The sequence below is a fragment of the uncultured Helicobacter sp. genome (genome assembly GCF_949282165.1).
Taxonomy (GTDB): Bacteria; Campylobacterota; Campylobacteria; order Campylobacterales; family Helicobacteraceae; genus Helicobacter_F.
On the sequence record NZ_CASDOV010000010.1, the window covers coordinates 25,045 to 45,075 of the forward strand.

The window sequence follows — 20,031 nt, forward strand, 5'->3', positions numbered from 1 at the left end:
ACACAAAGGAAGGGAATGAGCAAGCAAGCAGTCGTGCTGTTTAATATGGGCGGACCCAATTCGCTTTTTGAAGTGGAGGGGTTTTTGAAGCGACTTTTTAGCGATCCACATATCCTACATATCTCTAACAACTTTGTGCGCAAGATGATGGCAAACTTCATCACTAGCAAGCGGCTCCAAGCAGCCAAAGCCAACTACCAAGCCATCGGCGGGGGCTCCCCGCTCATCAAACACACCCTCGCTCTTACCACTCTCCTAAACACCCTCGATACAGAGCGATTTTACACATATTGTATGCGCTACACGCCGCCATTTGCCAAAGATGTCCTAGCGGATTTGTCTCATCAAGGCATAGAATCCCTCGTGCTCTTTAGTATGTATCCCCAATACTCCACCACCACGACAAAATCCTCGCTCATAGATATCAAGCAAGCCCTGTGTGAGAGCAGATATAGCCCCAAAATCCGCGTGGTGGAGCGGTATTTTAACAACTATCGCTTTTGTGAGCTCATCGTCAAATCTATCCAAAATACGCTAGGAGAGAGAGATCCTAGCGACTTTACCCTGCTTTTTTCCGCGCACGCCATTCCCCAATCCCTTATCAAAAAGGGCGATCACTACCCCTATGAGTGCGAGCAAAATATCGCGCTAGTTAAAGAAATCCTTGATACCAAGCGCATTGGCTTCAAGCAGATTCTGCACTCTTACCAATCCAAGCTCGGTCCTATCAAATGGGTGGGTCCCACGACGCAAAGCGTCATCGCCTCGCTCAAAAACCAAAGGGTGCTTGTCTTCCCCCTAGCCTTTACGATTGATAACTCTGAAACCGACTATGAGCTCAGCATCGAGTGCGCGCATATCGCCAAAGAAGCGGGCGTGAAAGAATATCTCGTAGCGCGCTGCTTTAATGCTAGTGAAGATTTTGCAAGGTTTATCATCGCAATGAGTCAAGAGGCGTTTGCGCAATCGTGATAGCAAAGCGCGTCGCCAAACCACTAAACCACATTTAAGGAGGGGCAATTGAAAATAATCAGAAACTTAAGCATAGGCGCGATACTAGGGCTACTCATACTCACAGGCTGCGAGGAGGGTAAAGTCGAGCTCTCAAGCGGCAACAAAACAAGCTCCCAAGCACTCAAAGAAGCAGAATCTATGGACAAGGCGAGCTATGCGGGCTTAGAATCGGTGTTTTTAGACACCAAAACTATCAGCTCTAGCGGCAAGCCAATGCTCTTTATCTTTGGCAAAAACAACTGCACCTATTGCGACAAGCTCAAAGACGATATCAAAGCAGACGCGCAGCTCCAAGACTTGCTAAAGAGCCACTTTGCCACTTATTACATCAACATTGATTATTCCAAGATTCACCACATCAGCTTTGAATCCGACAAAAAGCCCATAGAGATGGATACCACTAGCCTTGCTCGGGAGTATGGAGTGCGCCCCACGCCGACATTGATCTTTTTAGATTCTACAGGCAGGGCGTTTTTTCTCTATCCGGGCTACCTCACTCCTGCCAAGCTCCAAGCCCTGCTAGAGCGCACACGCGAGCTAAGAGTCGTGGATTCTAAAAAGATAGAATCCCTTGCCAAAGAGCTTAGCGCGCTGATTGATTCTGTTGGTTAGGAATTAGCTATGAAAGCCTTAAAACTTTTGTTTGCCAATATGCCGCTTGTGCTTATCTTAATGGCACTCTATGCTACAGCCTGTGGCGTGGCGACATTTATAGAATCTGCGCACGGCAGCCCAGCGGCAAGGGCGAGCGTGTATGGGACTTGGTGGTTTGAAGTGCTGCATTTGTGGCTTTTGCTCTCACTCATTGGCTGCTTTGTGCTCTCTAAAGCGTGGCAGCGCAAAAAATACGCCTCGCTTGTGTTGCATTTTTCTTTTATCATCATCATTTTGGGCGCGGGGATTACGCGCTATTTTGGGTTTGAGGGCATTATGCCTATCCAAGAGCGCACAAGCTCAAATGTGATCTTTTCAAGCGAGCCCTATGTGCTCCTCCAAGGCTTTGAGCGAGCTAGCCAAAATATCGAGGGTGTGGAGATCGCGCTAAGCTCTACTAAATCGCGCACCTATCCCGTTACATTTTTTGGCAAGGAGTTTGTGCTCACGCTGCAAAATATCGGCGAGCGCAAAAACGAGTTTGGTATGCCCTACCAAGCCCTTGATCTAAGCCTTAAGCCCGCTAAGCCCAATGAGGGCACACAGGATAAGGGCACGCAAGATTCTGATAAACTCACACAAATCACCCAATCCCAGCTCGGCGATATGCCAAGTTTTACGCGCATAGACAAGGGCGAGTATGTGTTTTTTGCCGCGTGGGGGAGTAGGGCACACACCTTGCCCTTTAGCATTTACCTCGAGGATTTTGTGCTTGATCGCTATCCGGGCTCTGACGCCCCCTCCTCATACGCCTCATTTGTGCAGGTGCAAGATCCAAGTATAGAGGGCTCACAAGAAGCTGTGATTTTTATGAATAATGTGCTTGATTACGGCGGTTATAGGTTTTTCCAAAGCTCGTATTTCCCCGATGAGAGCGGCACGATCCTCTCAGTCAATAACGATCCGGGCAAAATCCCCACCTATGTGGGCTACGCGCTGCTTATCATAGGCTGTGTTTGGCTGCTTTTTGACAAAAATGGGCGTTTTGTCTCTCTCTCGCGCTTTGTGCGATCTAAAAGCCTCGTGGCACTGATGGCTTTTAGCGTGTATGGCGCCCTGTTCCAAGCCTCCTATGCCGACGAGCCTAGCGAGGACTTCACGCCCCCCACCACAGAGGAAGTCCAAACCCTCATCGCCAATATCAAAGCCAACTCGAGCGAGTTTAGTGCAGCCTTTGCCGCGCTTTTGGTGCAAGATTCTGGGGGGCGCATAAAGCCCCTTGATACCATCGCGTCAGAATATATCCACAAAATCACGGGGAGAGATGGCTTTTTGGGGCTTAGCAATATGCAGATGTTTTTGGGTATCACGATGTATCCCGAATACTTCCGCCATATCAAAATGATAAAAACCAAAAGCCCGAGGCTGCGCGAGATCTTAGGTGTGGATAGCGAGCAAAAATACATAGCCGCTATTGATGCTTATACCAAAGAGGGCGGCTATATCCTGCGCAACTATGTCGAGGCTGCCAACCAAAAGCCGCTAAAAAATCAAGATGTGTTTGATAAAGATGTGATTGAGGTCAATGAGCGTCTCTATCTCTTTGGGCTCATCTACTCGGGGCAGACTTTGCGCGTGTTTCCTAGCACGCAGGAGGGAGATTCTACATGGCATGACATTCAGGGTGCCCTGCACGCAAGCACAGGTGATGAGGGCGAGCTCAAAGAGCTTTTGTGGATCGTGAGCGCGCTCTCGCATGGCTTTGTAAGCGGCGTGCAAAAAAATGAGTGGAAGCTCGCATTTGAGGGGCTAGACAAGCTCCAAGCGTATCAAAAATCCCACGGGAGTGAGCTCATCATCTCATCAAATAAAGTCAAAGCCGAGATATGGCTTAACAAAAGCAGAATCTTTGAAAAACTCGCCTATCCCTATGTGCTTATTGGCGCACTGCTCTTTGTCCTCGTGCTCTTTGCTATCATCGCGGGCAAGCCGCTTAGCGTTTGGGTTTCACGCCTATTTTGGATTCTCATCGGGCTTTGTTTTGTATTGCACACGCTTGGCTTAGGCGTGCGCTGGTATGTGAGCGGACACGCCCCGTGGAGCAATGCCTATGAATCTATGCTCTACATCGCGTGGGCTGGGGCACTCGCGGGTGTGGTGTGCTTTAGAAAATCCTCCCTTGCACTCTGTGCAGCGAGCTTCCTTGCAGGTATCACGCTCATTGTGGCAAATCTAGGCGATATGAATCCACAAATTGGCAATCTCGTGCCCGTGCTCAAATCCTATTGGCTCAATATCCATGTATCCGTCATCACTGCTAGCTATGGCTTTTTGGGGCTTTGCTTCGTGCTTGGGTGCATTAGCCTGCTGCTTTTTATCCTGCGCTCGCCCAAACGCGCACATATCGATGATTCTATCCTCTCACTAAGTGCGATTAATGAAATGAGTATGATACTAGGCTTATTCTTGCTCACAGTGGGCAACTTCCTTGGTGCGATATGGGCTAATGAATCGTGGGGGCGGTATTGGGGTTGGGATCCTAAAGAGACTTGGGCGCTCATTAGCATTGGCGTGTATGCCATTATCCTGCATTTGCGCTTTCTTGGGCTCAAAAACCTGCCATTTGTCTTTAGCTCCGCCTCCGCGCTAGGGTTTTTGAGCGTGCTGATGACTTATTTTGGGGTGAATTACTTCCTTACTGGTATGCACTCTTATGCGAGCGGAGAGGCTGGGCAAATCCCGTGGTATATCTATTGTCTCGTGGCGGGTATCCTAGCCCTCATCATTGCTGCGAGTTTTAAAAGAGTGCTACAAATGCCCAAATTGTGATGATAAAAAAGCTCTTTTTTTGGATTGTGGGCGCGTGCCTTACACTCGCTCTTGCAGGCTATGTCCTGCTTTTTACCCCCCTTGGGCATAGTCTTTTTAAGCCCCTTTTGCAATCAAAGCTAGATTCTCTCTCCCCCATTAGGCTTGAAATCACAGAGTTTGAGCTCACATTCACTACCCTAAACCTCGTGCTGAAAAACGGCGAGTATATCGACATCACGCTTAGTGGGGATTTTTGGCTGCCCTCACAGGAGTTTGAGCTCCGCCTAAGCGCGCTCGTGCGCGATATGAGCATTTTTGGGGAGCTTGTGGATACGCCCTTGCAGGGTGGATTTAGCCTTGAAGCACAAGCGAGCGGGAGAGTGGATAACTTCGAGATTCACGCAAAGAGCGACATTGCCAAATCCTTTAGCACGCTTTATACGCGCTTTGTCCATAGGGAGCTACAGAGCCTTGATATACAGACAAAAGAGGCGAGCCTCCCCGAGCTCCTTGCTATGCTAGGGCATAAGCCCTATATCAAGGGCTTGCTAAGTATCGATAGCAAATTTTTCGCGCGAGATTCTAAGCTAGAGGGGGCGACAAACGCGGTGGTGAGCCACGGGGCTTTTGACACGCACGCGCTTAACAAGGACTTTGGCATCGCGCTAGAGGACACCGCCTTTAGCGCGCATTTAGACGCGCAGAGCAGCGATGAGGCCATCACGCACACCTTTGCCTTTAGCTCGCCCATTGGCACGATACACGCACAGGGCAGATCCCTCCTCCCATCTAGCCTCACGCTCCCCGCCCTGCGCTCCCTGCCCACTCAGGGCACCTTTAGCCTCAATCTCTCTAATCTCGCGCCCTTTAGCCCCCTAGTGGGCAGGGCGATACGCGGAGGCTTGCAGAGCTCTGGCAGCATCGAGGGCGAGGGGGTTAGAGCCCTAGAGATACGCGGGGAGAGCGATCTCTCTGGCTCACAGACGCGCTATGCTATTAGCTTGCGGGATTTGCGCCCGCTTGAGATCACAGCCCACGCACAAGGCGCGGCACTAGAGCGGCTTTTGTGGATGCTCCATCTCCCGCCCTATGCCAACGCCACGCTTGATATACATTTGCAGGCTTTAGGACTAGATTCTGTGCCCACCACCACACTCAGCGCACAAGCCTCCGGAATGCTCAACACCGATATAGCCCTCAAAGAATTTGGCATAGCCCTCCCGCGCACACCTCTCACGCTCGCGCTCTCTATGGTATTTGAGCGCGATGAGGGCAGGGGCGAGCTCAGCGTGGATTCAAAGCCACTGCGGCTAGAGGCACAGCCTATCACTACGCGCGCTCACACGCTGCACAGCCACTATGCACTCTCACTCAAAGACGCTTCTAAGCTCCTCTTTGCTAGCGGGATTGCGCTACATGGCGCGCTAGATCTTAGGGGCGAGTTTAGCTTTGACAAAAGCCCTAGCCTTAGCTTTGCCACGCAAAGCCTAGGCGGCACGCTTAGTGGGAGCTATCGGGATTCACAGATAAAGGCGCAGCTAGATTCTATAATGAGCCAAAAGCTCCTAGCACTCTTTGGTATCCCCCAAATCCTGCAAGCCCCGCTATCTGGCAGCCTCTCTTATAACACACTCGGCGCGTTTGGCACGCTCACGCTCTCTGGCACAGAGGGCAAGCTCGCTCAAAGTAAGCTCAGTAGCGATGCGATGAGGCTTTTGGGCGTGGATATGACAAGTGAAATGTATCACAATATCGCGCTTAGCGCGAAGCTCGATGAGGCGAAGCTCAATGCGGAGTTTAGGCTAGATTCACCCCGCACGCACCTAAGCTCGCAGGGTGCGCGCATAGATTTGCGCGCTAGGCGTATAAATGCGCCCCTAGCCCTGCGTATCGGGGAGAGTGAGGCGAATGTGTGGCTTACTGAGAGCCTTACAAATCCCAATGTGCGCATTGAGATAAAAAGCCTCATCATAAAAAGTGAGGAGATTCTAAAAGGGCTTGGAAAGGTTTTAAAATTTTAATGCAAGTTTTTGCTTGTGGAAAAAACTTGATACCGCTCAAGTGGAGTGAATCCGCTCTCGTTCCGGCTTACGCGAACACATCATTATTGCACAAGTTTTGCGGTGCAAAACTTGTTATCGGGGCTTAGGGCAGAGCCTCCCACCCCTCCGCTTACGCGATCATACATTGTATTTTTTGGCGAGATTCTGTGGCTTTTTAGTGCCACCGCGTCAGGAACGCGATTTGGCAATGGCGTAGATTCTATACCGCTTGGATTCTCTCTTTGCGTATTTTTTTAAAATCTCCGCTTTAGATTCTGCGCTTGTTACAGAATCTAGCGGGCTAGATTCTGTAATGCTTGAGATGGTGTGTTGTGGATTCTAAAAATCCATCATCAATGAGACATAATACCGCCTGCCCTCGCGCACATAGTTGAAGGCGTTTGTGTATTGGATGGTGTTCATACCATTCGCCGCATAACTCGTATAATCGATAAAATTGAAATTAAAGAGATTATAGACTGCGAGATTTAGGCGCAAGCTATCGGTAAATTTGTAATACCCGCCAAGATGTGTGAGGTAGTAGGGATCATAAAACTCTCCAGCGGCAGCGGCAGCGGAGTTTGGCACACTCGGATCGCCGCGATAAATCCCAGCCTTCCACTCTTGGCGCACATACGCACCAAATGTATGCGTGTCGTAGTTTAGCGAGGCATTGAGGCTATGGAGCGGGACATTGGTAAAGCGCGCACCGACATTACTGCCCTCTATGACTTTGGTTTTGTTATACGTATAGGCCGTGCTTAGGCTTATCGCGCCATAGCCCACGCTGATAGGCTTGATACCCAAAAACACCTCCGCACCATAGCTCACTGCCTTATCTTCATTATCGTAGTAGCTACACGCACCGCTCGTGGCTTGGCACTGCACGCCGACTACGGGAATTATCATGCCATTGGTAATCTGTCCAGCTAAGCCCCCCACTTGGTTAATCTTGTCCTTGAAATCAATATAAAATCCTGTAAGCGAGAGGTTGAAATACTCATTATCACTGATGGCTGAAAGCTCGTAATTTATGCTAGATTCTGGGCGTAGGTTTGGATTGCCATAGGTGGGGTTTGCGCCGCTGCCTGAGAAGCTCACAATCTCTGGCACGAGGTTGTTGAGGCTTGGGCTCTTATACCCTGTGCTCACCCCGCCTTTAAGGGTAAGCCACTTATCGATGGCGTTGTAGGCGAGATAGGCTCTAGGCGAGAGGTTAGAGCCAAAGATAGAGTTGAAATTCCCGCGCGCACCAAGTGTCAAGAATAATCGCTCAAAGAATATAAATTCGCCCTCGCCAAAGAGCGCGCCGATGTGCTGATCTGCCGTGGCGTTGCCTCTGGTTACTTGGAGAAGCTTATCATGGAAGTTGTTATACCAATAGCGCGCGCCTATGGTGGTATTGAGCCCGAAATTGTCTGAGAAAGTAAAGAAAAGATTGGTTTTGTGATCGAGGATTAGATCTTGGCTTATGAGCTCTCTATTATCGCCCGCACGCACGCCATTGAGGAAGCCGTTGTTGTTGCTGCCGCCTCCTCCTCCACCGCCTCCGTTACTACCATTAGCCCTAGGGAATGAGTCGCCCGGGACATTGCGCCCTGCGTTGCTAGTGATATTATAAGTGATTGAAGTGTCAGTGGAGAGATTTGAGAGGATACCAGTAGGGCTAGAGATATAATGCCCATTGTGCGCTAGCACCACATTGCCCCGATAGATATTATACTTCCTGCTATAGCCATACACTGATTGGAATTCCTGATCGGGCTTATCTCTGTTTTGATCCCATTGGCGGCGATTGCTCATTACCAAACCATCGGAGTTGTCGTAAGATTGTTGTGAATAATCCACATCCAGATACACGCTATTTTTGGGCTTAGATTCTAGGGTATCGAGGCTATTCCATATAAGTCGCCCGCCTAGATTGTAGATCCTGCCCGGAGCAGAGCCCACTACGCCGCCTGCGGTGAGGTGGCTTGTCCCCGTGCCTGTGTGGTTTGGCGCGACGGCGAGATCGCTAGTGGAGACGCCATCACGCGTGTATTGTCGCCCGCGCAGGGATAAGCCCCAGTTTTTGGCTTCATTTAGCGGACCTGCGGTGTAGAAGTTAAAGCCTTGCGTGTTGCCAAAGGGCTTAGATTCTTGGAAGGTGTAGTCGTAGCCAAAGCTAGTGCCCCATTTATCAAAGCTCTTTTTGGTGATGATATTTACCACCCCGCCGATCGCATCGCTCCCATAGAGCGTGGAGGCAGGACCACGGATAACCTCTATGCGCTCAATGGCTGAGAGTGGGGGCATAAAGCTAGTAACTGAATCCCCAAAGCCGTTGGGGAAGAGGCTGTTGTCTGCATTGATCCGCTTGCCATCGACAAGGATTAGCGTATAGGCTGTCCCCATACCGCGGATAGAGATGCCATAGCCCCCTGTCTTGGTAACGCCCGTATCAATGCTCACTCCGGGCACATTGCTAAGTGCCTCAGCCAGATCGCGCGCAGGACGCGAGGCGATGTCCTCGGGTGTGACGACGCTGATACTTGCAGGGGCTAGCGTGTGCTCCTGCTCAAAGCCCCCCGCGGTTACCACCGAAGTGGATTGGAGCTTGACGCGCCCTTGGGATTGTGCGGAGGCACTTTGGGATTGTGTGGAAACACCTTGAGATTGTGCAGGGCTGCCTTGCTCGGCTAATGCGATACTTAGTGCCAAACTCGTAGCTAACAAGCCATATTGTAATCCTTTCATTCTACTTCTCCTTTATTTTATGATAACGATTATTATCTTTTAATCGCAATGGCCATTATGCGTTTTTTTTTTTTTTATTACGCTGAATCGAGAGGGATAAATTTTTGTAATTGACAAATAGTAACAATTACTCTCATTTTGTGGCTGTCACACAATTGCGCTTAGTCTTTGCTAATCTTTGCGCCACCACGCCCCATTTAGTTTCTATTTGGCAAAGCCTCGCACAAATTTTTTGAGGTAGTAGATTCTGTAGATTGCTTAGATTCTATAGTGTGTTCTGATAGAATCTGGCTCGGTTTATAGAATCTGTGCCATTGCCACACCGCGTTCCTGACGCGATTGCACTAAAAAGCCACAGAATCTCGCATTTAGATTCTGTGTATGCACGCGCAGCGGAGGCAATGAGGGCTTTGCCCACATTGCCGATAACAAGTTTCACTAGCGTGAAACTTGCGTTAAATAATAGAATCTAGGTGGGTTTATAGAAAATGCGCTAGCCCAAGCGGCGTTGATGAGGTGGCGGCACCAAGAGATTCTATAAACTTGCTAAAAAACGCCGTGTATGCACGCGCAGCGGAGCGAGTGGCAATTCACTTGCCACGAGCGGTAGCAATTTTGCCTGTGGCAAAATTGCAATAAAAATAATAGGAGACACAATGTATAAACTCGACTATCTCGCAAATTTCGCGCGCAACAAGGAGGCGTGGCAAATCCTAGCCAATGAGCCCTATGCGATCCCAAACCCCTTTAGCTTGGAGGATTCTAAGCGCACCAAGGCTCTGCAAAGGCGCATAGGCGAGATGTTTGGGCGCGAGTGGGTGCAGTTCTTTGGCTGCACGCAGGAGGACTTTAGCGCGCTTTTGCTTAGGCTCGGGGCGGAGCAATGCGCTATGAGCGTGGGCTTTTCACAAGCAGCCTATCAGAGCTTTGGGCTTTTTGACAATCTCCAAAAGCTCATCACCCCCACCACAGAATCTGTGTGCGCACTCGATACGCGCTACTACTTCATTCCCTATGTCAATGAGGACACGCTAAGCCTCAATCCGATTTTGGATATTGCGCACGCGCTGGATTCTACGGGGCGCGAGTGGGTGCTCTTTGTGGAGGTTTCTGCGCTCGTGCAGGTGGGGGCGTGGGAGCTCCTCGCCTCGCTCTGCCACCCCCAAATCGCCTTTGTCGTGAGCGGCGAGCGCATAGGGCTCACGCCGCGCAGTGGGTTTGTGGCGCACTCGCTAGGATCTCTTGTGTCCTATCTGGATGCGCCGCTAGCTAGTGGGTTTATGGCTGCGCTGCATTGCGCGTGCGAGGGGCTTAGGGCTAGCGCGCATTTGTGGGAATACTGCACGCGCGGGTATAACGCCCTTTTGTTTAGATATCTCACAGAGCTTTTGGGGGAGCGCGTGGGGCTTTTTACGCCCTTAGATGCGTGCTTGGGGAATTGCCTAGCACTCCGTGTCTTTGGGGCAAAGGCACGTGTGCTCGCCCAAAGCCTGCTGCTAGAGGATGTCGCTGTGATAAACGGCGCGGATTGTCTTTTGGGGAATTTTAAGCCCTCATTTGTGCTAGGCGAGCTTGGCTTTGAGGAGCCCCATTGCCGCGAGCTGCTTAGCATAAGCTTTATGAATCTAAGCCCAGAGGAGCTCGCGCTCATCGCCCAAAAAATCGCCAAAGTCTGTGCGATCACACAGGCTCTAGAGATATGAGATGTTGCGGCTGCTAGCGGCGTTGTGGAGGCTAAGTGTGTTTTGGACTCTCTGCTTTGGATCGTGCGGGCTTTGTGCTGCTTTGGTTTTGCTCATTTTTTAGAACCTGCTTGAGATTCTGTGTTTTTCAAAGCCTCAGATTCTGTGGATTGTGTGATTGTTTTAGATTCTGAAAGGCTAGATTCTAAGTTTGAATCTAAGGTATCAAAACTAGATTCTAATCTTTCCTTAGATTCTGTATTTTCTTTACATTCCGTGCTTGGCTTGCCTCCGACTCGGTGTGGATTGCGTGGGGTTGCTATTGTAAGCAAAAAAATTAGTATTATGCAAGTGTGGGTTGGTTGCTATCGCATTGCATACCCGCTCTGCTGATGTGAGCGTAGCGAAACGAAAAAGAGCCATTTTCCCAAAGCGCAAGCTCAATGCCTAAAATCTCATCACCCGCCTATCGCCCTCCTTAACAATATCCCCAAACCTATCGAGATACTCCAAATAATTGATGAGATACTTGCGGCTTAGCGGGAGCTTCTCGCGAAAAAGCGCGATGTCGATATAGCCGTGCGTGTGGATAATCTCGCGCATCATCGCCACGAGCGCGCTCATAGAATCTACGCTAATAAAGAGATTGTGCGCCACGCGCAGCACTTTTTGGGCTTTGGTGAGGCGTTTTAGAATCCTATCGCCAAGCTTCCTATCAATCTCAAGGCTATCATAGAGATTATAGGGCGCGATGGGCGCATACCCCTGCTCGCACAAAAGCCCATAGATTTTTTGCTCCAAAAACTCCTCGATATCGCCCATATCGTTGTTTTTGGCTAAAAAGAGCGAATCGCGCTGCAAGATAAATCGCTGCGCCACAAGCCCATCAAGCGCGCATTGCAAAAGCCCCAAAGACGCCCATTTGTATTTGAGCTGCAGGCTCTGGGCAGAGAGCAGGGCGTGCTTGTTTTTATAAAAAATATCCAAAATCGCGTTTTTGAGCCACTCTAGCTCGCTTAGCGGATAGGCTACGAGATCCCTTGGGTCAAAAAACACCGCGCCGCTCTCGTGGAGAGTGTGCAGTATCGCGCTGCTTTCTTGGTGGCTTAGCCCAAATCGCTGCGTGGAGCTCACCACGCCAAATCCGTGCCTATGAATGCGCGTCAAAGTCGCGAAAGCCTGCGCAAAATCCCCGCGCAAAAGGGCTTTTAGCAATGGAATCTTGCTCTTTTTTTTGATCGGATCGTTGATTGGGTTTAGCACCACGCCCCCGCACACGCTGACATTGCCCTCGCGCAGGATAAAAGGCTGCATAAACAGCGCAAAAATTGGCTCCCTAGCACTTAACGAGCACAGCCCTAGCTCCTCATCAAGGACATTGAGCCTCACAGGCAAATGCCGCGCGCCGATACACAGCTCATAGCTGGCATTATGCGCTATCTCCACGCCCTCAAAGCAGCGCACCTGCGCATCGATGAGGTTTGCCCCGCGCACAAAGCCCTTTTGCGTGAGCAAAAAGCCCCTTTGGAGCTCGTGGGGGCTTGTGTGGGCGAGATTGAGTGCGACGCGATGTGAGGGCGTGGCGCGTGGCGTGGGCTCATCGTGGATTTGTATATTGCGCACTTGGACTTGCTTTTGGGTTTCACAGACAAGGAGTTCTTGGGATTTGGCGATTGTCCCGCCTGTGAGCGTGCCGCTCACCACGCACCCCGCCCCTGCGATACTAAACGCCCTATCGACATAATACACCACCATACCATAATCGCGCCTAGCGGGCTTGGGCAGGGTTTGGAGCAGGGCGATGAGTTGCTCCACATAGGGATTGTGGAGAAACTCTGTGCCTTGTGAATCTAGCAGGGCAAAGGGCACAATCTCCACAAGCGCGATCGTGTGCGCGCTAAAGAGCTCGGCTATCTCTGCCTTGCGCTTTTCTATGAGCTCGGGCGTGGTTTTGTCGATTTTGCTTAGCACGCACACGCATTGACTAATCCCCAGCATATCAGCGATAGCGAGGTGCTCGCGCGTTTGGGGCATAATGCCATCATCGCTAGCCACCACGAGCAGCAGCACATCAATCCCATACGCGCCCGCGATCATCTGCCTCACGAGCTTTTCGTGTCCGGGCACATCGATAAAGGCGATATTGCGCGCAGGCGTGCGCAGGTGCGAAAAGCTCAAATCCAGCGTGATCCCCCGCTCCTTCTCCTCTCTCAATCCATCGCCATCAAAGCCATTTATCGCGCGTATGAGCGAGGTTTTGCCGTGATCGATATGCCCGCACAAGCCCACGATGATATCATTATCCGTCGTGTCGCCATCTGTGATTAGATTGCCTAAGTTTTGCTGCATTCTCACTTCTCCGATTTTTTCGCGCTAGATTCTGTAATCGCGCCTAGAGCCTCACAAATGCGCTCCATATCGCCCTCTAGCAAGGTGCGCACATCAAGCAGCACCCACTCCCTACTCACGCGCGCGATGATAGCGTGCTCCACGCGCAGGCGAGATTCTAGCGCGCTTGCTTTAAGCCTCGTGCTCCTAAGCCCCACTGCCACGCTCCTAAACACCCTATCGGGCAAGCTCCCCCCGCCCGCTAGAGAATCCACCTCCACAATCTGCGCGCTGATACCCCTAGGCGCGCGAGATTCTATCATTTGGCACAGCCTCTTAGCGCGCTTGTGCAGCACATCAGGCGTGAGGGAGAGCATAGCGAGCGTGGGGATAGAATCTAGCTCATCGCGCAGGTATGCCTCCAGTGTGGCTTGCAGTGCGCTGATACAGAGCTTATCCACGCGCAGGGCGCGTAAGAGGTGGTTTTGCTTGAGTGTGGCGATGAGATGGGGCTCGCCCGCGATGATCCCCACTTGTGAGGCGCCAAAGAGCTTATCCCCGCTAAAGCTTAGCAGTGAGGGCGGCGCGGCAAAAATCTCGCGCAGGCTGGGCTCTGTGCGCACACTAGCGCGCCTATCAACGCTCTCACAGGGCAGATCCAGCACGCACCCACTCCCCAAATCGTAATAATCAATAAGCCCATATTTGCGTGCTAGCGCGCTTAGCTCGCGCATATCCACCTCGCTACAAAAGCCAATCTGTGCGAAGTTGCTCTTGTGCGCTTTCATCAGCATTGCGGTGTGCTCACTCAGTGCGCGCTCATAATCTCTCAAATGCGTCTTATTTGTCGCGCCCACCTCTGCTAGCAGCGCGCCAGCAGAGATCATCACTTCAGGTATGCGAAACTCCCCGCCGATCTCCACGAGCTCCCCGCGCGAGATGATTACTTCCCTATCTTTGGCAAAGGTATTGAGGATGAGCAGCACCGCCGCGGCGTTGTTATTGACGAGCAAAAACTCATATTCTTGGCAAAAGAGGGCTTTGAGCAGGGTATTGGCGTGGGCGTAGCGGCTAGAGCGTCTGCCCTCGAGTGTGTCGTATTCTAAGCTACAATAGCGTGTGAGCAGGGGCGCGATACGCTCTAAGAGTTTGGGCGCAAACACGCTCCTGCCCAGATTTGTCTGCACCACCACGCCCGTGGCATTGACTAGAGGCACAAGCGAAGAGGTAGTGAGATCTTCATACTCCCTAGCGATAGATTCTATGAGGGCTTGGGCGAGCACCTCACGCAGTGCGTCCAAATCCTCTAGCTCCCCCAACGCCTCGCGCAAATCTCCCAAATCCTTAGAATCCTCCGCCTCGCCTCGCGCGTGTGAATCTCCCAACTCCTCGCGCACCTCGTTTGTTTGTCCCTCGTTTATTTGCGCTCCGTGAGACTCCGCCCCTGCCTCGCGCACGACACGCATCACACACGCCGCGAGCTCTGTATGCGTGGCTGCGAGGCTACTTCCATACAGATCTTGGCGCAGAGCCTGCCGCGCGCGCTCCACTTGCCTCTGAATGATTGGCTTTAGGACTTGTGCATTATACGAGGCAAAGCGCGGGTGTGAGAGCAGGGTATCGACTTTGGGCAGGGCTTGGAGGAGTGTTTGTGTGTGCATACCTTACACCTTTTTTAAGTTTTTTATATCTTAGTGAGAAATCCCTAAAATCCGCTTAAAAAAAGCTTAGCCATAGCGTGCGCAGAGTTTGCAAACTCGGCTGTGTTACGCATTTTCACACGATAGTATCTTTTTTTTTTTTTTTAAACTCTGGCTAAGAATTCACGCGTAATAATAAGGCGTTTTGTTTTGTGTTTGGTTTAGGATTTTGTGCTACGCACCTTAGTAACTTGCCTCTCACGAGACAAATATTCCAACAAACAACCCAAAAGGAGCTTAGATGAAAACAAAAGGGATACTTCTCGCCTCACTCTTAGCGCTCTCTCCTCTTGCTGCCGCGGAGAAATCACTGCAGCAGCAAATCGATGAGCTAAACGACAGAGTGGATCAAAACGAGCTGCAAGCCACGCTCAACAAAGTCAAATTCGGGCTAGATTTTAACGCCTCGATGAACAACTTCTTTATCGACAACAACGGCGTTTCTAGCACGCAAGCCAACAAATGGCTTATGGGACTCTATCTCAACATGAACGCCGATGTGACCAAATACGCCAAATTTACCGGACGATTAGCGATGACTAAGGCATTTGGCGATCTCTCGTGGATGCCAAGTGCGAGCTATGTTACCTCGCTAGATGCTGGTAAGGGCGTGGCTGGCGGCTCGGCGGTGTATGTGGAGCGTGCGTATGTGGATTTATTCTTAGGCAACTACTGGGCGCTCACTGTAGGGCGACTCCCCGGGACTGAAGGACCGGGCTACAACCTCCGCAATGGCGCAGCGCGTATGTCTACCTACCCCGCGCTACTTGTCAATGCCCTAGGCGATGGGGGCGTGGTGACATTCAAGCCCTATACTGACGCAGCACTCCGCGCGGGATTTGCGAAAGTCTATCAGCCGTTGTATCTCAATCTATATTCTGGTGCGGGCAATATCTTTAATGAAGCTGGTGGCAATGGACAAGCAGATATGAATCTGATGTTTGTGGCTTATGAGACGCCATTCCTCCCCAAATCTGCGGGTAAAAGCCTCCTAATGCTCTCCTATATGTATATCTCAAACTACTCTATACCACCTACATTGGCAGGGCTTGTGCCAAATCCAGAGGGAGCGGCACAAACAGGCAATACTTTGCTCGGTAGTGCTGATGGAAAAAATATCGGGGATTTGCAATACGCTAATATCCATCTCGAAAACTTCAATCTCGCGGGCTCAGGCTTTAACTGGTTTGCTTCATTTACTTGGGCAAATGGCACAGATAGCCACAACGCAAGCAATACACCAGATACGCTACCACAAGTAGCACTCTTTAACGGACAAGGCTCCTACGCCCTCCATATTGGTGCGCGCTATGACTTTGGCAGTCACTTCAAGCTCGGCTATGAATACTTCCACGGGAGCAAAAACTGGTATGCCTTCTCACGCGTGAGTGCTAATGATCCGCTCAATATCCGCAACACCCGCGGTGATGTGCATGATGTGTATGCGATATTCCAGCTTGATACCTTCCAGTTTTTCCGCTTGAGCTACACCTACTTGCATCGTGATTATGGCTTAGCCAACACCTATGGTGCGACTGCTGCTGCTGATATCACGACGCAAAATCTCTCTGCGGCATATATCTTGCGATTCTAAACAAAGGAGTGAAGTATGAAAAAATTACTACTTTTGGCAGCTCTTGCATTTATCCCTAGCGTGATGCTAGGCAACTGCGAGGCACTCATGCAAAAATACAACGCACCCGATCCGGGCTCAAAAACCATGGCGCAAATCACGCGCTGGATCTCTAGCAAAGTCGATGATAGCAACGACGCTAAGACACTAGAGACCTGCATGGTAGCGCGCGCTGCGGATAACCCCAACAAAGAGCAAGTTGCTGGTAAATAACCACCTCCCTCCCTTGAGGGGGAGGATGAGCAGATACAAAAAAGGAGATGAGTGAATGCAAAAAACCTCGATTTTACAAAGCCTAAAAGCCCTAAGTCTCGCCGCCAAGCTCAATGCCGGGCTTACAACGCTAAGTATTTGGATATTGCTTTTAGCCATTTCTTTTTTTAGCTTCAAATACGCCTTTAGCGGGTTTATCGATACAGAATCTAAAAGTATGCAGGGCATACACAAGAGCTTTGGGAATATCAGCACGCTCTCACAAAACGCCATCGAGCAAATCGGCACGCTCCAAGCACACATACACGAGACTAAGGAGACTATGGAGGATTATGAGGAGCTTATCGAGCAGTTTGAGTTTATCGGGCAGATAAATATGCGGCTAATCAACCTCCTCCTAAACCCGAGTGATAGCAAAAACAAATCCCTCATACTCCAAATGACAGCAAGCTGGAATGAGAGCTTTATCAAAACCGATAAGGATCTCGCGGAGTTTTATCCCAAGATCGCTAGCGCGCTGCAAGCCAAAAGCGCCCAAGAGCTCTCCGTGCAGCTCCAAGGGCATTTTACAGAGATTTATGCCACGCTTATCGAGCGCACCTATGAGATGACAAAGAGCGTGAGCAAGAAGCTCAATAGCTCGATGACCAATATGCAAGAAATCGGCGATGGGCTTAGCCAAAACTCCACGGAGCTAGATTCTATCCTCGGGGATTTGGGCGAGCTCGATAAGAAAAGGGAGTCTGCCAACACACAATCCAATGTGATTTTTATCATGCTCTTTGTGATTATGCTAATCACCGCAGTTACTATGTATGCGATATTTAGAATCTTAGGCGTGTTTAAGCGGGATTCTAAAGCGGTGGTGAGCTATCTCAATGATGTGAGCCGCGGCGGGGACAAGCTCCGTGCGGGCGGCACGCTACGCCTAAACCGCGGGGAGAAGGACGAGCTGCAAATCGTGAGCGTGTTTATCAACTCCTTTGTCGATAAGATGAAAGAGACGATCGAAGTGGCGGGGCACACGACAAAAGAGATCGTGCAGCTCAACCAATACATCGCCAACCTCGAGGCAAATATCACTGACATCGTGGAAAAAACCGAATACAATGTAAAAAGCGGCAACCATATCCTAGGCAGCCTCGATGAAAATATCGAGATCGCCAACGCCTCTAGCGAGAAAATGGGGCATTCTAAAGAATATCTCGATGAGACACGCACGCATTCTGACGCGCTAGGCAATGCGATGATGGGCGCGGCACAGAGCCAGAGCGAGCTGCATGACAAGCTAGAATTCCTCTCGGAAAATATCCAGCAAATCAGCGAGATCTCCGCGCTCATCGCTGATATCGCCTCACAGACAAACCTCCTCGCACTCAATGCTGCGATCGAAGCTGCGCGCGCAGGGGAGCATGGGCGAGGCTTTGCCGTGGTGGCGGATGAAGTGCGCAAGCTCGCTGAGCGCACCAATAAGAGCCTACAAGAAATCGAGGTGAAAATCGGCACGACTATGCAAAGCCTCGATGAGATGAACAAAACCATCAGCACCAATTCTAAGACTTTTGAAACGCTTTCAGAGCAGACAGAGCTCTCAAAAGAATCGCTGCATAAGGTGCAGGAGTTTATGTCTGAAGTGGTGGGCAATATCCATCAGCAGTCCGATAGCTCGATCACGATCGGCAAGCGCACAAGGAGTATCATCGAGGAGCTAAACTCTATCAATAGCCTCCTACACAAATCCCAAGAAGTCATCGCCACAGTTGTAGAGCGATCGCTCAAGCTCAAAGAAAACGATGCTATGCTAAGCAGGGTGATACAAGGATTTTAGGATTTTGGAGAGTTTGGAGAGTTTGGAGAGTTTGGAGAGTTTGGAGAGTTTGGAGAGTTTGGAGAGTTTGGAGAGTTTGGAGAGTTAGCGCGGGGTTTTTGGGGGTTTGACACGGAGTTTGAGGGCTTTGTGAGGGCTTGGCGCAAATCCTTTGTGTAGAATCTAGCCGATAGATTTACAATCTAAGCCAAGCACACAATCCTATTACAAACACACAATCTCCCCATATTGGGCAAAGCAAAATCCCTAGACTCTAAAAACTCACACCCCCACCACGCACTAAGCCAAGTATGGGATTTAGAATCTAAGAAAAATTTAGATTCAAGGTTTTAAACTCACATTTAGAATCTAGAAAACTTACACAATCCACAAAAAATACAGAATCTAACTTTGCGCAATCCAATCAAGATTCACAAAAGCAAAGTTTAGAATCTCAAGTTTTTACACAATCTCCCACTTCAAAAAACTTTATCAAGGCTTTGCCCGATTCAAATAATGGGCGCGATAGCGCAAGCCGAGCAGAATCTAAGTCCTTAGATTCTGCCATTTTTGCGCAGCAAAAATCCAATCAAAAATCCCGTGTGGAGCACCCCGTAGTAAGCGTCGTCGGGGTGGGGGGAGGCTAAAGAGTTCTTACCCGCCCGCCCAAATCGGGAGCGACTTCGCGCGCGTGGCAACGCCACTCGCCCATACCTGCACATTCAAGCCCCTCCCCCTTCTCGCATAAAACACAAGATTCTAAGAAGCAAAGAAGTATTCGTGAGAATGCGACTCCAAGAAATGAGAAAATACAGAATCTAAGTGGCTAGATTCTGAAAGTTGTGCGTCTTTTAGAATCTCCGCACTAGATTCTATAAATGTTTTAGATTCTGAATCTACGCTAGATTCTGTAGATTCTAAGTTTCTTAGAGTCGTGTTCTCACGGATATTGTCTAATTTCTCAAATCGCTTGTTTGCGCAAAAAGAAAAGGGGTTTATCCCCTCTCCCCGCACTCTCAAAGCCCCGAAAAGAATAAAGCGTCGCTGTTTTTGCTGCGCTTTGCTTGCAACCCGTTGGGTCTTTTTGCGCAGCCAAAAGTATATCTTTTGGCGGGAGAGTCTCGCTTTTTCCTTGTCTAGTCAAAAATGCTAAAAATGCACTCCTGCATTTTTTTAACGCATTTTTAACACCACGACAAGGGCGAGAGGTTGCGCTATCGCGCTACATATCTCATTTGATTTTTGCATTGCAAAAATGGCAGAATCTATTGGCATAGATTCTGCTTAGGCATCGTGCTACCGCACGCACTATTATTGATATTTGGCAAAGCCTTGCACAAAGTTTTTGAAGTTGTAGATTCTGTAGATTGCTTAGAATCTAGCTCGGTTTATAGAAAATGCGCTAGCCCAAGGGGCGTTCCTGACGCGATTGCACCAAGAGATTCTATAAACTTGCTAAAAAATGCAGTGT

16 protein-coding genes are annotated in these 20,031 nt (G+C 50.0%); 9 read left to right on the plus strand and 7 right to left on the minus strand.

The window, feature by feature from the left end:
• Positions 1-15 precede the first annotated feature (15 nt).
• From hemH to ACH2BK_RS06190, 4 genes are read left to right on the plus strand one after another with little or no spacing between them, the layout of a single operon-like run.
• Complete coding sequence (gene hemH / locus ACH2BK_RS06175; RefSeq protein ID WP_394997480.1) at positions 16-972, plus strand: ferrochelatase; 957 nt, start codon at positions 16-18, stop codon at positions 970-972.
• A gap of 48 nt (positions 973-1,020) precedes the next feature.
• Positions 1,021-1,626, plus strand: coding sequence for a SoxW family protein (locus tag ACH2BK_RS06180; RefSeq protein WP_394997482.1), 606 nt, complete (start codon positions 1,021-1,023; stop codon positions 1,624-1,626).
• A 9-nt stretch (positions 1,627-1,635) separates the two neighbouring features.
• On the plus strand, positions 1,636-4,437 hold the full coding sequence (gene ccsA, locus ACH2BK_RS06185) for a cytochrome c biogenesis protein CcsA (protein ID WP_395002641.1): 2,802 nt from the start codon (positions 1,636-1,638) through the stop codon (positions 4,435-4,437).
• Positions 4,434-6,440 (plus strand): hypothetical protein, encoded by a 2,007-nt coding sequence (locus tag ACH2BK_RS06190; RefSeq protein WP_395002643.1) that lies wholly within the window; start codon positions 4,434-4,436, stop codon positions 6,438-6,440. Before ccsA ends, ACH2BK_RS06190 begins: the two co-directional genes overlap by 4 nt.
• An 83-nt stretch (positions 6,441-6,523) precedes the next feature.
• On the opposite strand, the gene ACH2BK_RS06195 is transcribed toward ACH2BK_RS06190, so the two are convergent.
• The 3 genes from ACH2BK_RS06195 to ACH2BK_RS06205 all read right to left on the minus strand — a co-directional run bounded on the left by ACH2BK_RS06195 (position 6,524) and on the right by ACH2BK_RS06205 (position 9,636).
• Positions 6,524-6,670 (minus strand): hypothetical protein, encoded by a 147-nt coding sequence (locus tag ACH2BK_RS06195; RefSeq protein ID WP_395002645.1) that lies wholly within the window; start codon positions 6,668-6,670, stop codon positions 6,524-6,526.
• 130 nt (positions 6,671-6,800) lie between these two features.
• The gene (locus ACH2BK_RS06200; RefSeq protein WP_395002647.1) at positions 6,801-9,197 is read right to left on the minus strand and encodes a TonB-dependent receptor domain-containing protein; all 2,397 of its coding nucleotides are present in this window, start codon (positions 9,195-9,197) and stop codon (positions 6,801-6,803) included.
• Positions 9,198-9,462: 265 nt separating this feature from the next.
• On the minus strand, positions 9,463-9,636 hold the full coding sequence (locus ACH2BK_RS06205) for a hypothetical protein (RefSeq protein WP_395002649.1): 174 nt from the start codon (positions 9,634-9,636) through the stop codon (positions 9,463-9,465).
• Between the two features lie 217 nt (positions 9,637-9,853).
• Between ACH2BK_RS06205 and ACH2BK_RS06210 the strand changes: the two genes are divergently transcribed.
• Entirely contained in the window at positions 9,854-10,900 is a 1,047-nt protein-coding gene (locus ACH2BK_RS06210; protein ID WP_395002651.1) for a hypothetical protein, read from the plus strand.
• Between the two features lie 92 nt (positions 10,901-10,992).
• On the opposite strand, the gene ACH2BK_RS06215 is transcribed toward ACH2BK_RS06210, so the two are convergent.
• The 3 genes from ACH2BK_RS06215 to selA all read right to left on the minus strand — a co-directional run bounded on the left by ACH2BK_RS06215 (position 10,993) and on the right by selA (position 14,868).
• Positions 10,993-11,211, minus strand: coding sequence for a hypothetical protein (locus tag ACH2BK_RS06215; protein WP_394997913.1), 219 nt, complete (start codon positions 11,209-11,211; stop codon positions 10,993-10,995).
• A 115-nt stretch (positions 11,212-11,326) separates the two neighbouring features.
• On the minus strand, positions 11,327-13,228 hold the full coding sequence (gene selB, locus ACH2BK_RS06220) for a selenocysteine-specific translation elongation factor (RefSeq protein ID WP_395002653.1): 1,902 nt from the start codon (positions 13,226-13,228) through the stop codon (positions 11,327-11,329).
• A 2-nt stretch (positions 13,229-13,230) separates the two neighbouring features.
• A complete protein-coding gene (gene selA / locus ACH2BK_RS06225; protein WP_395002655.1) occupies positions 13,231-14,868 on the minus strand; it encodes an L-seryl-tRNA(Sec) selenium transferase in 1,638 nt (545 codons plus the stop codon).
• A 280-nt stretch (positions 14,869-15,148) separates the two neighbouring features.
• Between selA and ACH2BK_RS06230 the strand changes: the two genes are divergently transcribed.
• The 4 genes from ACH2BK_RS06230 (at position 15,149) to ACH2BK_RS06245 (ending at position 19,207) form a co-directional block, all read left to right on the plus strand.
• Positions 15,149-16,501 carry a DUF3373 family protein gene (locus ACH2BK_RS06230; RefSeq protein WP_395002657.1) on the plus strand — a complete coding sequence of 451 codons (1,353 nt, stop codon included), beginning with the start codon at positions 15,149-15,151 and terminating at the stop codon, positions 16,499-16,501.
• 15 nt (positions 16,502-16,516) lie between these two features.
• Positions 16,517-16,753, plus strand: coding sequence for a hypothetical protein (locus ACH2BK_RS06235; RefSeq protein WP_395002659.1), 237 nt, complete (start codon positions 16,517-16,519; stop codon positions 16,751-16,753).
• Between the two features lie 1,249 nt (positions 16,754-18,002).
• Entirely contained in the window at positions 18,003-18,581 is a 579-nt protein-coding gene (locus ACH2BK_RS06240) for a methyl-accepting chemotaxis protein (protein WP_395002666.1), read from the plus strand.
• Between the two features lie 479 nt (positions 18,582-19,060).
• Positions 19,061-19,207, plus strand: coding sequence for a hypothetical protein (locus tag ACH2BK_RS06245; RefSeq protein WP_395002661.1), 147 nt, complete (start codon positions 19,061-19,063; stop codon positions 19,205-19,207).
• A gap of 112 nt (positions 19,208-19,319) precedes the next feature.
• On the opposite strand, the gene ACH2BK_RS06250 is transcribed toward ACH2BK_RS06245, so the two are convergent.
• On the minus strand, positions 19,320-19,574 hold the full coding sequence (locus ACH2BK_RS06250) for a hypothetical protein (protein WP_395002663.1): 255 nt from the start codon (positions 19,572-19,574) through the stop codon (positions 19,320-19,322).
• Positions 19,575-20,031: the final 457 nt, after the last annotated feature.

What these genes read in the sequence shown, in the direction of transcription:
- hemH (WP_394997480.1), top strand. Translation starts at nt 16, where the DNA reads ATGAGCAAGCAAGCAGTCGTGCTGTTTAATATGGGCGGACCCAATTCG.
- ccsA (WP_395002641.1), top strand. Translation starts at nt 1,636, where the DNA reads ATGAAAGCCTTAAAACTTTTGTTTGCCAATATGCCGCTTGTGCTTATC.
- ACH2BK_RS06200 (WP_395002647.1), bottom strand. Translation starts at nt 9,197, where the DNA reads ATGAAAGGATTACAATATGGCTTGTTAGCTACGAGTTTGGCACTAAGT.
- ACH2BK_RS06210 (WP_395002651.1), top strand. Translation starts at nt 9,854, where the DNA reads ATGTATAAACTCGACTATCTCGCAAATTTCGCGCGCAACAAGGAGGCG.
- selB (WP_395002653.1), bottom strand. Translation starts at nt 13,228, where the DNA reads ATGCAGCAAAACTTAGGCAATCTAATCACAGATGGCGACACGACGGAT.
- selA (WP_395002655.1), bottom strand. Translation starts at nt 14,868, where the DNA reads ATGCACACACAAACACTCCTCCAAGCCCTGCCCAAAGTCGATACCCTG.
- ACH2BK_RS06230 (WP_395002657.1), top strand. Translation starts at nt 15,149, where the DNA reads ATGAAAACAAAAGGGATACTTCTCGCCTCACTCTTAGCGCTCTCTCCT.
- ACH2BK_RS06235 (WP_395002659.1), top strand. Translation starts at nt 16,517, where the DNA reads ATGAAAAAATTACTACTTTTGGCAGCTCTTGCATTTATCCCTAGCGTG.
- ACH2BK_RS06240 (WP_395002666.1), top strand. Translation starts at nt 18,003, where the DNA reads ATGGGCGCGGCACAGAGCCAGAGCGAGCTGCATGACAAGCTAGAATTC.